The sequence below is a fragment of the Chroococcidiopsis sp. [FACHB-1243] genome (assembly GCF_014696895.1).
Lineage (GTDB): Bacteria > Cyanobacteriota > Cyanobacteriia > Cyanobacteriales > Chroococcidiopsidaceae > Chroococcidiopsis.
Window position 1 is genome coordinate 20,209 of sequence record NZ_JACJQX010000053.1, and the last position, 14,071, is coordinate 34,279.

13 protein-coding genes and 2 tRNA genes are annotated in these 14,071 nt (G+C 44.1%); 5 read left to right on the forward strand and 10 right to left on the reverse strand.

The genetic code is table 11. From position 1 onward, the window contains the following. Nucleotides 1-103 precede the first annotated feature (103 nt). The 3 genes from H6G17_RS27870 to murA form a co-directional block, all read right to left on the reverse strand. A complete protein-coding gene (locus tag H6G17_RS27870) occupies nucleotides 104-742 on the reverse strand; it encodes a 50S ribosomal protein L25/general stress protein Ctc (protein WP_192161813.1) in 639 nt (212 codons plus the stop codon). A 93-nt stretch (nucleotides 743-835) separates the two neighbouring features. Next, entirely contained in the window at nucleotides 836-2,173 is a 1,338-nt protein-coding gene (locus tag H6G17_RS27875; RefSeq protein ID WP_192161814.1) for an adenylosuccinate synthase, read from the reverse strand. Nucleotides 2,174-2,312: 139 nt separating this feature from the next. Next, nucleotides 2,313-3,698 carry a UDP-N-acetylglucosamine 1-carboxyvinyltransferase gene (gene murA, locus H6G17_RS27880; RefSeq protein WP_347276477.1) on the reverse strand — a complete coding sequence of 462 codons (1,386 nt, stop codon included), beginning with the start codon at nucleotides 3,696-3,698 and terminating at the stop codon, nucleotides 2,313-2,315. A 329-nt stretch (nucleotides 3,699-4,027) separates the two neighbouring features. Between murA and H6G17_RS27885 the strand changes: the two genes are divergently transcribed. Continuing rightward, nucleotides 4,028-4,109, forward strand: a tRNA-Leu gene (locus H6G17_RS27885). A 131-nt stretch (nucleotides 4,110-4,240) separates the two neighbouring features. Further along, a complete protein-coding gene (locus tag H6G17_RS27890) occupies nucleotides 4,241-5,035 on the forward strand; it encodes an RNA methyltransferase (protein WP_192161815.1) in 795 nt (264 codons plus the stop codon). Here the strand turns inward: H6G17_RS27890 and H6G17_RS27895 are convergent. Continuing rightward, nucleotides 5,028-6,227: a choice-of-anchor tandem repeat NxxGxxAF-containing protein gene (locus tag H6G17_RS27895; RefSeq protein WP_192161816.1), complete on the reverse strand. Its 1,200-nt coding sequence runs from the start codon at nucleotides 6,225-6,227 to the stop codon at nucleotides 5,028-5,030. The genes H6G17_RS27890 and H6G17_RS27895 overlap by 8 nt on opposite strands. Nucleotides 6,228-6,454: 227 nt before the next feature. On the opposite strand from H6G17_RS27895, the gene rpmI reads away from it, so the two are divergent. The 3 genes from rpmI to H6G17_RS27910 are packed head-to-tail and all read left to right on the forward strand — an operon-like array spanning nucleotide 6,455 to nucleotide 7,870. Next, nucleotides 6,455-6,652 carry a 50S ribosomal protein L35 gene (rpmI, locus tag H6G17_RS27900; RefSeq protein ID WP_015156854.1) on the forward strand — a complete coding sequence of 66 codons (198 nt, stop codon included), beginning with the start codon at nucleotides 6,455-6,457 and terminating at the stop codon, nucleotides 6,650-6,652. Between the two features lie 20 nt (nucleotides 6,653-6,672). Then, on the forward strand, nucleotides 6,673-7,026 hold the full coding sequence (gene rplT, locus H6G17_RS27905) for a 50S ribosomal protein L20 (RefSeq protein WP_106546756.1): 354 nt from the start codon (nucleotides 6,673-6,675) through the stop codon (nucleotides 7,024-7,026). A 10-nt stretch (nucleotides 7,027-7,036) separates the two neighbouring features. Next, nucleotides 7,037-7,870 (forward strand): transporter substrate-binding domain-containing protein, encoded by an 834-nt coding sequence (locus tag H6G17_RS27910; protein ID WP_192161817.1) that lies wholly within the window; start codon nucleotides 7,037-7,039, stop codon nucleotides 7,868-7,870. 87 nt (nucleotides 7,871-7,957) lie between these two features. On the opposite strand, the gene H6G17_RS27915 is transcribed toward H6G17_RS27910, so the two are convergent. The 6 genes from H6G17_RS27915 to glyQ all read right to left on the reverse strand — a co-directional run bounded on the left by H6G17_RS27915 (nucleotide 7,958) and on the right by glyQ (nucleotide 13,852). After that, nucleotides 7,958-9,061 (reverse strand): TRAP transporter substrate-binding protein, encoded by a 1,104-nt coding sequence (locus H6G17_RS27915; protein ID WP_192161818.1) that lies wholly within the window; start codon nucleotides 9,059-9,061, stop codon nucleotides 7,958-7,960. A gap of 151 nt (nucleotides 9,062-9,212) precedes the next feature. Then, nucleotides 9,213-9,299: transfer RNA gene (locus tag H6G17_RS27920), tRNA-Ser, on the reverse strand. A 41-nt stretch (nucleotides 9,300-9,340) separates the two neighbouring features. Next, nucleotides 9,341-11,626 (reverse strand): ComEC/Rec2 family competence protein, encoded by a 2,286-nt coding sequence (locus H6G17_RS27925; protein ID WP_192161819.1) that lies wholly within the window; start codon nucleotides 11,624-11,626, stop codon nucleotides 9,341-9,343. Between the two features lie 17 nt (nucleotides 11,627-11,643). Continuing rightward, on the reverse strand, nucleotides 11,644-12,414 hold the full coding sequence (locus tag H6G17_RS27930) for an NYN domain-containing protein (RefSeq protein ID WP_192161820.1): 771 nt from the start codon (nucleotides 12,412-12,414) through the stop codon (nucleotides 11,644-11,646). Between the two features lie 72 nt (nucleotides 12,415-12,486). Further along, the gene (locus H6G17_RS27935; RefSeq protein WP_192161821.1) at nucleotides 12,487-12,966 is read right to left on the reverse strand and encodes a DUF4079 domain-containing protein; all 480 of its coding nucleotides are present in this window, start codon (nucleotides 12,964-12,966) and stop codon (nucleotides 12,487-12,489) included. A 7-nt stretch (nucleotides 12,967-12,973) separates the two neighbouring features. Next, nucleotides 12,974-13,852, reverse strand: coding sequence for a glycine--tRNA ligase subunit alpha (gene glyQ / locus H6G17_RS27940; RefSeq protein ID WP_192161822.1), 879 nt, complete (start codon nucleotides 13,850-13,852; stop codon nucleotides 12,974-12,976). Between the last annotated feature and the right edge of the window lie 219 nt (nucleotides 13,853-14,071).

A 14,071-nucleotide genomic window follows, 5' to 3' on the forward strand; every position in this document is an offset into this window, starting at 1 on the left:
AATCTAACACTTTTATTTAAACTCAGTCGGGGGAATCGCAACTGCAAATAAAAAACCAGGAGTTTCCCCCTGGTATTATCGGCAATTCTACTCAAGTTGTCAGCTATTCTTCTGCTTCTGGTTCAGATTCTGTCGATTCCCCTTCTGCTTCCGCATCTAGCTCTTCCACCGCAGCTGCGGTTGTCTTCTGCGGTGACAAAATGGTTACAACTGCTTGTTCTGTGTCGCCTAAAACTGTTACCCCTGACGGTAAAACTAGTTCGCGAACATACAAGCTATCGCCTACGTGTAGGTTAGAGATATTAATCTCAATCGCCTCTGGGATACTATCGGGATTGCAACGAATCTGCAAGCTTGTTGCCAGCGTATCGACAATTCCATCTTCTTGCTTCACGCCTACCGCATCACCAACAAAATGTAGAGGTACTTCTACATCCACAGAATCTTGCGCTGCAACGGCAAAGAAGCTGATGTGGTAGAGATTTCCCTTATAGGGATGAGATTGTACTTCCCGTACCAGAGTTTTACCGCGCCAAGGAATATCGGTGATGTTTAGATCGATGATGGTGTTGTTGACAGAAGCCTTTTTCAGCATTGTTTCTGCTGTTTTAGCATTCATGACTAGGGAAATTGCTTCTGTACCTTTATGTCCGTAAAGGTTTGCCGGAATCATGCCACCGCGACGTAAAGCATTGGGTTGACTTCCCTCTGGGCGTTTTTGACACTCAACTGTAAGTTCCATCTTTGTTGTTAATTGTTAATTGTTAGTTGTTAGTTGTTGGTTACTAATGTAGGGGCGTACATCTGTACGCCCCTACAACTGACGATTCGCTACTTAGCCAGCTGAGACGGGCGTGCCGTCAGCGTGCAATAAAGCGCGTTTGGGTCCGTGGATTGGGTCTTCCACGATGATAGTTTGGTCGCGGCTAGCGCCGAGAGAGACGATCGCGATCGGTACTTCCATCAACTCTGCCAGAAATTTCAGGTAATCAAGCGCTTGTCTGGGTAGATCGTCTAACGTGCGACAATCAGCTGTCGATCGCTGCCATCCTGGTAAAGTTTTATAAATCGGGCGAACTTTGGCAAATTGACGGGCGTTGCGAGGGAAGTGTTCGTAGCGATCGCCGTCGATATCGTAGGCAACGCAAACTTTGATTTCTTCGAGCGTGTCGAGGACATCTAACTTCGTAATTGCCAAGCAGTCTATGCCGTTCACTCGCACGGCATAGCGACCGATGATCGCGTCAAACCAACCGCAGCGCCGTTGCCTTCCGGTAGTCGTACCAAATTCTGCCCCGCGATCGCACAATAGTTCCCCTAGTTGACCGTCTAATTCTGTGGGGAATGAACCTTCTCCTACCCGCGTCGTGTAAGCCTTTGCTACACCAATCACGCGGTCGATTGCCGTGGGACCTACCCCTGTCCCAACGCAAGCTCCTCCCGCGACAGGGTTAGATGAGGTGACGTAGGGATAAGTGCCGTGATCGAGATCCAGCAGCGTACCTTGAGCGCCTTCAAATAATATGTTTCGCCGCCGTTGGATCGCATCGTAAATTTTCAGCGAGGTATCGACTACGTGGGAACGCAAACGTTCTGCATAACCCAAATATTCGTCAATGACGGCTTCTGGATCTAAAGGTGGTAGATTGTAAAGTTTTTCGAGAATGACATTTTTATATTCGATCGCCCACTGTAACTGTTCTCGCAGTCCTACCGAATCCATTAAATCGAGAACTCGAATTCCCGTCCGTTCTGATTTATCGGCATAGGTGGGTCCAATTCCTCGCCCTGTCGTGCCAATTTTATAATTACCCCGTCTCTCTTCTGCCGCGCGATCGATCAGCCGATGATAAGGCATGGTGACATGAGCGGTTTCAGAGATAAACAAGTTATCTGTAGAAATATCTAAACTTTCTAGCCGATCGAGTTCCTCAATCAAAACTTTTGGGTCGATGACCGTACCGCAGCCAATAATGCATTCTATCTTAGAATACAGAATTCCAGAGGGAATCAGATGCAGCTTGAAAGTCTGATCTTGGACGACAATCGTGTGTCCGGCGTTGACTCCCCCTTGGTAACGAACCACAATGTCAGCGGAGCGACTGAGTAAATCCGTGACCTTTCCTTTTCCTTCATCGCCCCACTGGGCTCCTATAACAATGACGTTAGCCAAGGGTATTTCTGAATGTTAGAGTTGACACAATCTACAACTATAGTCGCAGATTGTATCTGGTGTCAAGTTGAAAAGAAGGGTGTATGGTGTGGGAGGCAAGGTGGACAATTCTAGCCACTAGTCACCAGCCACCAGTCACTTACCCGAGCTGATAACTGTTCGCTGTAGGATTATTAACTCCTAGTTGACGCTCAGGAGAACCGATCGCACCTGTTACTCTTTGTAACCTCGCTCCCAAGGAGAGCAATTTGACTTCTAGTTTCTCGTAACCGCGATCGAGATGGTGCAGTCCTTGAATTGTTGTCTTACCTTTTGCTGCTAGTCCTGCTAGTACCAAAGCGGCTGAAGCGCGTAGATCGCTAGCAATGACTGGCGCACCAGATAGTAGCGGTACTCCCCGCACGACAGCAATATTGCCCTCAACGCGAATATCTGCCCCCATGCGATTGAGTTCGGCGACGTGGCGCAGGCGGTTTTCAAATACAGTTTCGGTAATGACGCTATCGCCCTCGCTCAAACTCAGCAAAGCCATGAACTGCGCTTGCATATCTGTAGGAAAACCAGGGTAAGGCAGAGTTTTAATATCCGTTCCCCGTAATCCTTCACCAGGGACAATACGAAGGCAGTCAGGTGCATCAGCAACAATCTGCACTCCAATTTCTTGTAATTTGGCGATCGCCGGGGTGAGATGGTCGGGAATGACTGGCGCTAATGAGATCTCGGAGTTGGTGATGGCTCCCGCTACTAAGAAAGTTGCGGCTTCCACGCGATCGGGAATAATTGCATAATCCGTTGAGTGCAAGCGAGGAACGCCCGAGATCGTAATTGCTGTAGTTCCAGCTCCCCGAATGCGCGCTCCCATAGAGTTACAGAAATTAGCTAGATCGACAACTTCTGGTTCTTGAGCAGCGTTTTCAATGACTGTTTCTCCTTCAGCTAATGTCGCCGCCATCATCAAGGTTTCTGTTGCACCGACGCTGGGATAATCTAAATAGATTTTGGCTCCTTTCAATCTCCGGCTACTGCCAGCGACGTAGGCATTGACCATACCATGCTCGATCTGGACATCTGCCCCCATTGCCTGTAAGCCCCGGACGTGCAAATCAACTGGTCTAGCTCCAATCGTACATCCACCAGGTAAGGGGACTTGAGCATATCCCTGGCGAGCTAGTAACGGACCAATGGTAAAGAAACTTGCCCGTAGTTGACTGACAATTTCGTATGGAGCTTGAGATGTGCTGAGATCGCTAGCATCAATATCTAATACATCACCGTGTTGAGAGATTTTTACTCCCAGCGATGATAACAACTGACCCATGCGCGCCACATCCACGAGTGATGGTACGTTACGGATACGACAGTCTTGAGGACAGAGCAAAGCACCAGCGATGATAACAAGGGCAGAATTCTTTGCTCCGCTGATTTTGACCTGACCTGCCAAAGGATGCCCGCCCCAAATTTCCAGTACAGCTGGATCGACTTCTGGTGAAGGCTGCGGTCTAATTGAGTTATGGGTAGTAGTAATGGCTCTGTCCTCCGAATCTAGTTAATCCGTACCCGAGTTGGCAAAAATTTGGTTTAGATTTTACATTGAGATGGTAAAAGTTTAAACTGTGAATTTTCTTATCTCTGCTACAAATATCTGGATCGATCTCGGTATTTCTACAGTTGTTGCCCTCTAAAGTTTTTGCTTTAGTCAAAAAAAATTAGATTTGGTCATTAGTCACTTGTGAGTAGCTAGTGGCTAGTGGTTTGACTCTTTTCTAGTCACTAGCTACTGATAACTGAAAAAACTTGACAAACACAAATATTTAAGTGATGATGAGAAATTGCGCCCACTGAGGGCGAAGATAAGCGGAACTGGCGGAATTGGCAGACGCGCATGATTCAGGTTCATGTGCCGAAAGGCTTCCGGGTTCAAGTCCCGGGTTCCGCATCAATTTGAAGTTTTGGTTACTAGCAACGAGCTATTAGCCTTATATGTTTAGTCTTATATGTCCTGTGAATCTAGTTGGCAGTTAATTACTACCACGATAGTCCTGAATCGTCAATAGTAGATTTTAGATTATGATCGCGAGTTTGCAAAATCCTCTGGTTAAGCAGATGCGAAAGCTGCACTCTGCCAAACAGCGATCGCAACAGGGTATTTTTCTCTTGGAAGGAACGCATTTGTTAGAGGAGGCTTATGCAGCGAAGTATCCCTTGGAATGCGTCTGTTGTACTTCCCAATGGCAGGAGAACCATCAACAGCTTTGGCAGCAGATGAGTCAGTCGGGAGCGCGGATAGAAATTGTCACTCCAGAGGTTTTGCAGGCGATCGCAACTACGATCAATCCTGACGGAATTGTAGCGACAGCAACTAGACAGCAAGGGCGAGAAGTACCCCATACAGGCATTAGTTTAGCTTTAGAGACGCTGCAAGATCCTGGGAATTTGGGAACGATAATTCGCACGGCGGCGGCGGCTAGTGCATCGGGGCTGTGGTTGAGTAGGGATAGTGTAGATTTAGACAATCCCAAGGTGTTACGAGCTTCCACTGGGCAGTGGTTTCGATTGCCGATGGTCGTGAGTCAAGATCTGCGGCAAACTGTACTCCAGTGTCAGGCGGCGGGAATGCAAGCGATCGCGACTTTACCTACTGCAAAGATGACATATTGGGAAGTAGACTGGCAGCGTCCGAGTGTCATTCTTTTGGGAAATGAGGGAGCGGGATTATCAGCAGATCTAGCGGCAATGACAGATCTACAGGTGCAAATTCCCCTCTGTGCAGGGGTAGAGTCGTTGAATGTGGGAATCGCAGCAGCGTTGCTGTTATACGAGGCACGGCGACAGCGATCGCAGCAACAGGTAGAGTCTATTTAACAAAACAATTACAGCCAGTATCAAGCGGATCGGCACGGACGATGACTTCTGTACCGTTAGCTAGTCTGGCAATAAAAGTTACCTGACCGAAATCGTTAATTCCGTCTGTAGATAGAGCAACACTTTGTACCGTATAACCAAATAAAGAATCACCAGTAGCAATAACTTTATGTTTGACAGGATCGGAACCAATAAAAATTCCTTCGCCACCTGTATCTAGTTGCGCAAAAAATGCAACCGTACCGCGATCGTTAATTGTAGGGGGCACAGCGGCAGAACTATAATTGTTCCCACTGCTAAAGCTGCTGTAGGCTCCGTTAGTATCGGCAACAGTAGTCACCTTAGTGCCGTTACTCTTCAAGATTGCTGCCTTAGCAGGATTAAACTCAGCCGTGTATTCGCTTGTCGGTTTGATTTCTAAAGCAACATATGCAACCGTTCCTCGGTTATTGAGCGAGGGAGAGAAAGCGCCATTCTTAGGAGCCATGACATACAAAGGATAAGTAGTACTGGATAAAGTTGTAGTTTTCGTCCCTTTGTTGGCAAAAATTTCAAAGGCTCTACCACTTTGAGATCTGTAGACGATCGTGCCGCGATCGTTAATATTGGCTGAATCTACAGTGGACAATCTAGCGTCACTTGCTTCAGCAATCAGCCTACCATCACTACTCAATACACCAATACCGCGCATATTCTGAGCGACATAAGCAATAGTGCCTCTGTTATTAAGTGCCAAAGATACAATGCGATCGTAGGCAGGATAGCCACTCTCAGGCGATGGCTTGTAAGCAGGAACTTGAGTTACCTTACCATTTGTACTAGTAAAAATCGTTTCCGTTGGATACTCTGTGGTCGTAGTTCCCCTTGCTGGTGTGGCAACAAAAGCAACGGTTCCAGTATCGTTAATAGCGATGGGACTACCGATACTTTCATATAAACCAAGGTTTTCGGCAATCGTTGTTATTGTCTTGCCCGTACTAGTATATGCTCCTAATGCTCCGTCCGTATTGGCACTAAAGGCAACGGTTCCAGCATTGTTGATAACAGGCAATCCAAAGCTGCTAAAAGAACTACTCGTATCAGCCATCTTTTGGTAAGCGTACTTGGAAGACTTGACCGCAATCGCTCCACTATCGATTAAGCTCAAACTTAGACAAATAGCTGTTGCTGTAATACCGCTTTTTAACTTCATAACTATCTAGTATTGAAAAGAATACAAAATGCATGAAATTTCATAACTGTCAGCGGTCAACCATCAACCGTCAACCACTGAAAATTTCAGCTATTTTGTTAAAACTCAGCTAGAGCGCGATCGTCAATACATCCTCAACGAACTTCCACAACTCCATATAAAAATTTACAGTAGAAGAAATATGAAAGATGCTATATTAATGGATTGTGTCGAATCAAAGCTAGTTCATGCCTAAACTAAAAACTCGCAAAGCAGCGGCAAAGCGGTTCCGTGCCACAGGTACTGGTAAGATCGTGCGTCGTAAAGCTTTCAAAAATCACATTTTGGAAAAGAAAACGACTGCTAGAAAGAATCGTCTCTCAAAAGCAGCACTCGTACACGAACGCGACGAGCAAAACGTTCGGATGATGCTCCCTTATTTGTAAGTTACTAAGGAATTCTATTCATGACCAGGGTAAAACGCGGTAACGTTGCCCGCAAACGCCGCAAAAAAATTCTCAAACTCGCGAAAGGATTTCGCGGTTCTCACTCGACTCTGTTCCGCACGGCAAATCAGCAAGTGATGAAAGCATTGCGGAGTGCTTACCGCGATCGCCGCAAGCGCAAGCGCGATTTTCGTCGCCTGTGGATCGTGCGGATCAATGCAGCGGCGAGACAGCACGGTATGAGCTACAGTCAATTGATGGGGAGTCTCAAGAAAGCTGAGATTCAAATTAACCGCAAAATGTTGGCACAATTGGCAGTTCTCGATCCGGCTAGCTTTGCTAAAGTTGCAGAACTCGCAAATCAAGCAAAATAAAGGATAAAGGATGAAGGATGAAGGCAGAATGAAGGTAAGTAGAAGCATGACGAACTGTTTGCACTTCTTTCTTCTACTCTTCCCTTTAACCTTTACCCTTTACCCTTTCACATTTAAAAGCAACGCCGCTGAATTTAAAGAGATTCAACAGCGGGGCTATCTTTTAGTGGCTGTGAAAGATAATTCACCTCCTCTAGGCTTTCGCGATCGACAAGGAAAGTTGCGAGGATTGGAAATTGAACTGGCTCAAAAATTAGCAGCGGATTTATTGGGAAACCCAGCAGCAGTAAAATTTATCCCAGTTGCCAACCGCGATCGCCTCAATGCGGTAATAGAAGATAAAGTCGATTTAGCGATCGCCCAAGTCACAGCTACAGATTCGCGATCGCGTTTAGTTAGTTTCAGTCCGCCTTATTACATGGATGGTGCGGCAATAATTGCTAAAAAAGCAACAGCAGAAAGTCTCAACGATGTTGCCAAGAAAACAGTTGCCGTCCTCAAAGGTTCTTCCACAATTCCAACAATAAAATATTTGTTACCGCAAGTACAGTTATTAGGCGTTGATTCCTATCAACAGGCGCACGCATTGCTAGAGTCTGGCATAACAGCCGCCTTTACAGCCGATGCCAGCGTGTTGAGCGGTTGGGTGCGAGAATATCCCCAGTATGAGATTCTACCAACATTATTGTCAGCCGAACCGTTAGCTGTAGTCATGCCAAAAGGATTGCAATACGACAGCTTGCGACAACAAGTCAACGCTGCGATCGCCCGTTATACTACTACGGGTTGGCTGCGACAACGGGCAGAATTTTGGGGCTTACCTGTAGATAAATTACGCAAATAAGAAGGATTGGAAGATTTCTTTTAGTCCCCTTTTTAAGGGGGTTGGAGGGATCTCCTTTGCCGTAAACAAAAAGCAAAATACTATAAATCAAACAGAAGGAAATGTAAAACTCGTAAAACTTAACTCATTGATCTCATTCCACCTATAAACTTGGGCGCGAAACGCATTCCATTGCTGGTAAATCTGTTTAAAAGTCGTATCTTTAGCAGCATTTTCAGATAACAAATCGATAGTTGCCTTTTGTGCTGCTTGCATAATTTCCTTAGTATAAGGAGTTAGCCTTGTTCCGCCCTTCACGAGCCGTTCTAATGCTGCCCCATTTAAAGCATTGTATTGAGCCAAATTATCCATATTGGCATCTGTAGCAGCACTCTTGAGGATTTCTTGGTATTCCTTTGGCAGCTTATCCCAAGCAGCTCGATTGACTAATACTTCCCAAGTTGGTCCTGGTTCCCACCAACCCGGGTAGTAATAAAACTTTGCTGCTTTATTGAGACCTAATTTTTCATCATCGTAAGGACCAACCCATTCTGCTGCATCGATCGCACCTCGGTCTAGTGCTAAATAAATCTCTCCGCCAGGTAGCACCTGCACGTTCACGCCCAAGCGCGACATCACCTGACCTCCCAAGCCAGGAATTCTCATCTTTAAACCGTTCAAGTCGGAAACTGATTTAATTTCTCGCTTGAACCAGCCACCCATTTGCGCCCCAGAGTTACCAGCCGGAAAATTGATCGCGTTGAAATCAGCATAAAGCTTTTGCATTGCCTCCAAACCACCACCGTGATACAGCCAAGCATTCTGCTGCTGGGCGGTTAATCCAAAGGGTACGGATGTGGCAAAGGCAAGGGCGGGATTTTTCCCAATGTAATAGTAACTAGCGGTGTGACCGCATTCAACCGTTCCTGCTTGAACGGCATCTAGAACTTGCAATCCCGGGACTAATTCTCCTGCTACAAATGGCGTGATGATAAACCGCCCATTTGACATTTCCTGCACCCGCTTGCTGAAGGTTTCCGCACCACCGAAAATCCCCAAAGCTTTAGGCCAACTTGTAGCCATGCGCCATCGTACTTTCGGTAAAGTACCTGCTTGCTGGGCGTTATTGGTTTGCACGCGGACGCAAGCACCTAAAGCTGTGGTGGTAGCAGCAGCCGTAGTCGTTTTGGCAATAAATCGTCGCCGTTTCATTGTTGCTCTAAAAATTATTGCTCTAAAAATTGAGAATCAGTCATCATACTACTGGTTATGCCACCAACAGCACATTTGACTTAAAAGCATGACGATCGTACCACGGCAGCTCGTTATCTCTGTTGCGCGATCGCGTTTATTAATTTAGAAACGGAGAGGAGAGGATTCGAACCTCCGTTGGGTTTGACCCCAAAACTGATTTCGAGTCAGCCGCATTCAACCACTCTGCCACCTCTCCACAGGAGATAGTCTTGCTTTATTTTAGACAAGAATACTATTCTACAGTGCAGATGCCTTGTCTTCAACTGTTTCTACTGCAATCTCAAACTTATCTTTAGGTGTCCACTGCACTGCACCGTCTCTGCTCGTCAAGAACACCTTAGTTTTGCCTTGTTGCAATTCAGCAATCGTTTTCGGATCGAGTTTAGCACTAGAGGCGATCGCCACTTCCGGCTTCACTGCTGCAATCAAGCTAGAATCTAGTTTCTCTCCCGACCATACCAATACCTGAGCATGTGGTAATCTCTCATTCGTTTTCTCGATCTCTCTTTCCCCTAAAATTAGCCAAGTCCTATCTTGGATCTGTATCTGTAGAATCTGTTGTTGGGCATCGAGTAGCTTTATAAATGTCGAACCTGTAGATATTTCCCGATCTGGAAGTAACTGCTGGCAGTTTGTATCCGCTAGTTTGGAGGTAATCGTTGTATTGCGCTCGCGACTAGGGCAGTTATAAAAATTTTTCACTGATAAATTTTGCAAAAGCAACGACCAATCATTTATGTTATTTATCGAATTAGGCTCTGCTGCTACTGCCCAATCGAGCTGATTGATTCCTTGTTGTTGTAAAAAAGGTAAAACTGTAAACCTAGAAGTGGTTTCATCTCCACTATTTAATAATAAGACTTTACTCCGATCTTGTATAACTAGAACAGGTTCTTCTCCGGCTGCTAAAACAGTAACTCGGAATAAGCTAGCTTGAGTTTGCCAAGCTGGAATGAATACTAAGCTAATCGTGACTAGCCCTACAATCCACCATTTTTTCTGCCACCATTTTTGACTGCAAGTTAAGATAAATAACCCGTATATTATTACGAGCTGTAATGAGGATATGATTCCTACAGCGGTTGCTGCTCCTGGCAGTCTAGCAAAAAAATCGACGAGTTCCATGAGGTAATAAGTTGGATAATATAATAACCAAGCTAAAGCACTCCCCATAGCTGGATGTATTAACGCTACGATCGCGCTGATAAAAGCCCCTAAGCTAATAATTGAAATTGGGATTGTCGTTATTATATTGACTAAAATACTATAAGGAGAAATTAAGCCAAAGTTATATATTTGTAGCGGAATTGTCCAGATATAAGCTGAAATCGGCACTGCGATTAAAGTGGCGATCGCAGGTGGTAACCAATCTAGTTTTTTTATCAATGCTGGCACTGTTACTATTAATCCCAAAGTTGCTAAAAAACTAAACTCAAAACCTAAGTCCCAAATCCAAATTGGATTTATTGTTAATAACAAAGTAGCAGCTAACAGAATTAAGCCTAAAGGTTTAACTTTCCGTTCCAACGCTAGAGCAGTTAAGGCACCGATTCCCATGATAACTGCTCTTAATACTAATGGTTGTAAACCTGTAAGACCGAGAAAAATTAGTAGTGCCGATACTCCAATGATAAATTGAATTCGATTAGAAAAACGCTGAGCGATCGCTAATACTACTCCAAGAATTAGAGATACTTGAAAACCGGATGCAGCTAAAGCATGAGCTAAGCCAACTCGAATAAATGAGTCGCTGACAGAAGATGGTAAGTCAACTACGCGGTTTCCTAAAACCATCGCACTCACTAAAATTCCTTCCGGTACGCCTAACCATTGCACTTGAGAGCGAAGAATTTTTTGTCTAACTGTCCACCATCCCCAATTCTTAGTTTTATTATTGATTTCAGAATCAATTAAACTAACCTCTTTTCCCTTTAAACCAGCAAAACTTCCCTCTCTAGCTAAATAAGCCTGAAAATTAAATCCTCCTGGATTATTTGCCGATTTAGGTTTATATAAAATTCCTGTTGTAGTAATTCTTGTTCCTTCATGCAATCCAGTTGCTTGTAATAAAGGTACAGTTGTATATAATTTTCCCGATACATCTTTACTAATATCGTTGCCAATATTTAAATGAAACGCTTCTAGCCAAAATTGCGATCGTTGATTTCTTGTTAAACGTGGTGTACTAGAAATTTTTCCTTGAACTGTTACAACTTGTATTGCATCTTTAGCATTAGCAGTTATAAATTTGCTCACATCATTTTCACTAGGATGTGGCATTCTAATCTGAAAATATATAGTCGCACCAAACCCTACTAATCCAGCTAACAACCATATTTGCGGTTTGACTTGCCAAAAGCTATTCGGAAGTTTATTTCTGTAACTACTTCTTCTACCAAAGCTAGCTAATACTGCTACTACAATTAATATAACCAGTAATCCACAGCCTCCCCATGTGATTGCTGTAGACAATAAACCTAAAAGGTAAGCAAGACAGAGTAGAACGCCAGTAATCGGAGTCATCAAAAATGAATATTTACTTAATTTTTTACTTTAATGTATAAAGCTTTAACTGTCGGAATTTTTTCATGCGGTATTGCATTAATTTCAAATACATCAATTGCTCGAATCAAGTCCCCAAGATTTTTATAACCATAATTCCTAGAATCAAAAGATGAATCTAACTTATTAAGTTGAATTCCCAATTCTCCCAAACTCGCCCAGCCTTCCTCTTCAGTAATAGAATCATAAGCGGTTTTGACAAGATTTACTAATTTCTGATTTTGCTTAAGTTCTGCACTGTTGTGTGCTTTTCTTTCTGTTGAGGAAAGTTCTGATTTCTGCCCTTCTTTTTCTTCTACTTCTTCTAAGTTTTCTGTATAAGTGAATTTATCACAAGTTTTCTGAAAAGGTTCAGGAGTTTTTTTCTCACCAAAGCCATATACAACCAATCCAGACTCTTGAATCCTGCAAGCTAGTTTAGTAAAATCACTATCACTTGAAACAATGCAAAAACCATCAAAATTGCTCGTGTATAGCAGATCCATTGCATCAATAATTAATGCACTATCAGTTGCATTTTTGCCTGATGTGTAACTAAACTGTTGTATAGGTTGTATAACAAACTTATGTGGCTTATCTTTCCAGCTACTCAGTTGCGGTCGCATCCAATCACCATAAATTCGTTTGACGTTAGCAGTACCATATTTCGCAATTTCTTTGAGTAGAAGCTCAACTAAGTTGGCATTAGCATTATCAGCATCACTTAATACAGCTAGCCTGGTCGTTCTAAGTGGTAAGTCTCCCTGCATAGTTCACTTTGGTAGAACTCAGATTTTCATTATCTTATGATTCCCACCAAGTGAACTTTATTCACAAAGCAATTAAATCGCCAAACCCAACCTTAATCCCAAGACAGCATGGAGAAACATCAGACAAAGCGCCATACTACCCAGGTAGGCGTGAACTGTGCGTAAAGTACCTTTATCTTTGCCAAAACCAAAAAATGTAATTGCGCCATTCACTAGCAGTAACAATAGAACAATCGAGCCAGTCCAAAAATGAGAACTCTGCAATATTGGTTGTTGTTGCATCACCAGTGATAGTAAGCCACCAGTATAGCCAGCTGCCATGAAGCCAAACATCCAAGGCGCTAGAGTACGGTGAGATATCAAATTTTCAACTGCAACGTCCTTATCTGCAACTATTCTTCCTCGCCACCCCGTAAAACCAACAAAACTACCCATCACAAACACGACAATTCCCATCATTAAGGGATGTCCCCAGTGTACGATCGGTTCTGGAATGCCCAGACTACGAAACCAAGCGGCGATCGGTTCTAATAGCTCTCTCAGATTATCCATTAGTTTTCTACCCTTTTGCTTTGTGCAGCAGTGGAAACCCTAACGCTTCCCGCTGCTGAATGTACAGTTGAGCCACTTTTCTTGCCAAATGCCGAATTCTGCCAATATAACGAGTCCGCTCCGTAACAGAAATCACTCCCCTAGCATCTAGCAGATTAAAAGTGTGAGAACACTTCAAAATGTAATCCAAGCTAGGTAAAACTAATGCTCTTTGAGTCAGTTGTTCTGCTTCCTGCTCGTACATGTTAAACAACGTCAGCAACATTTCGGGGTTCGAGGCTTCAAAGTTATACGTACACTGCTCGATTTCCCCTTGGAGATGAACGTCTCCGTATGTGATGTTGTCAGTCCATTTCAGTTTTGTAAACGCCTCTACCCCTTGGAGGTACATTGCTAGTCGTTCCAGGCCGTAGGTAATTTCAATTGAAACAGGACGACAATCGATCCCGCCGCACTGTTGAAAGTAAGTAAATTGAGTAATTTCCATCCCATCCAGCCAGACTTCCCAACCAGTACCCCAAGCACCTACAGTCGCGTCTTCCCAGTTATCTTCTACAAAGCGAATATCATGATCTTCTGGGTGAATACCCAAAGCTCTCAAGGAATCGAGATATATGCCTTGAATATTCTCAGGAGAAGGCTTAATCAATAGTTGGTATTGATAATATTGTTGAAAGCGATTAGGATTCTCTCCGTATCGTCCGTCTGTAGGACGACGACAAGGTTCCACATAAGCGACTGACCAAGGTTCAGGTCCCAACGCTCTTAGAAAAGTATGGGGATTTTTCGTACCTGCACCTTTCTCCGTGTCATAGGGTTGGGCAATCAAGCAACCGCGATCGCCCCAAAACTTATGTAGTACAGCAATCACCGATTGAAAGTTCACAAGTCTCGTTCCTCAGCACAATGCATATGTCATTGTCGCTTAAACTATGTGAAATCAGCAGTCTGGAGAGAGCGAGAAATATTTTTTGCCGAGTAGTTGACAAAGAAGGAAGAAGGTTGATAGATTAGTAAAGCGCCGGAAGAGAGGCAAGCCGAGAGGCGAGCGCTAGAGAGGGCGACCGAACCTAGAAAAGAGTATAGTTTGAAAGCGCCAACAAGC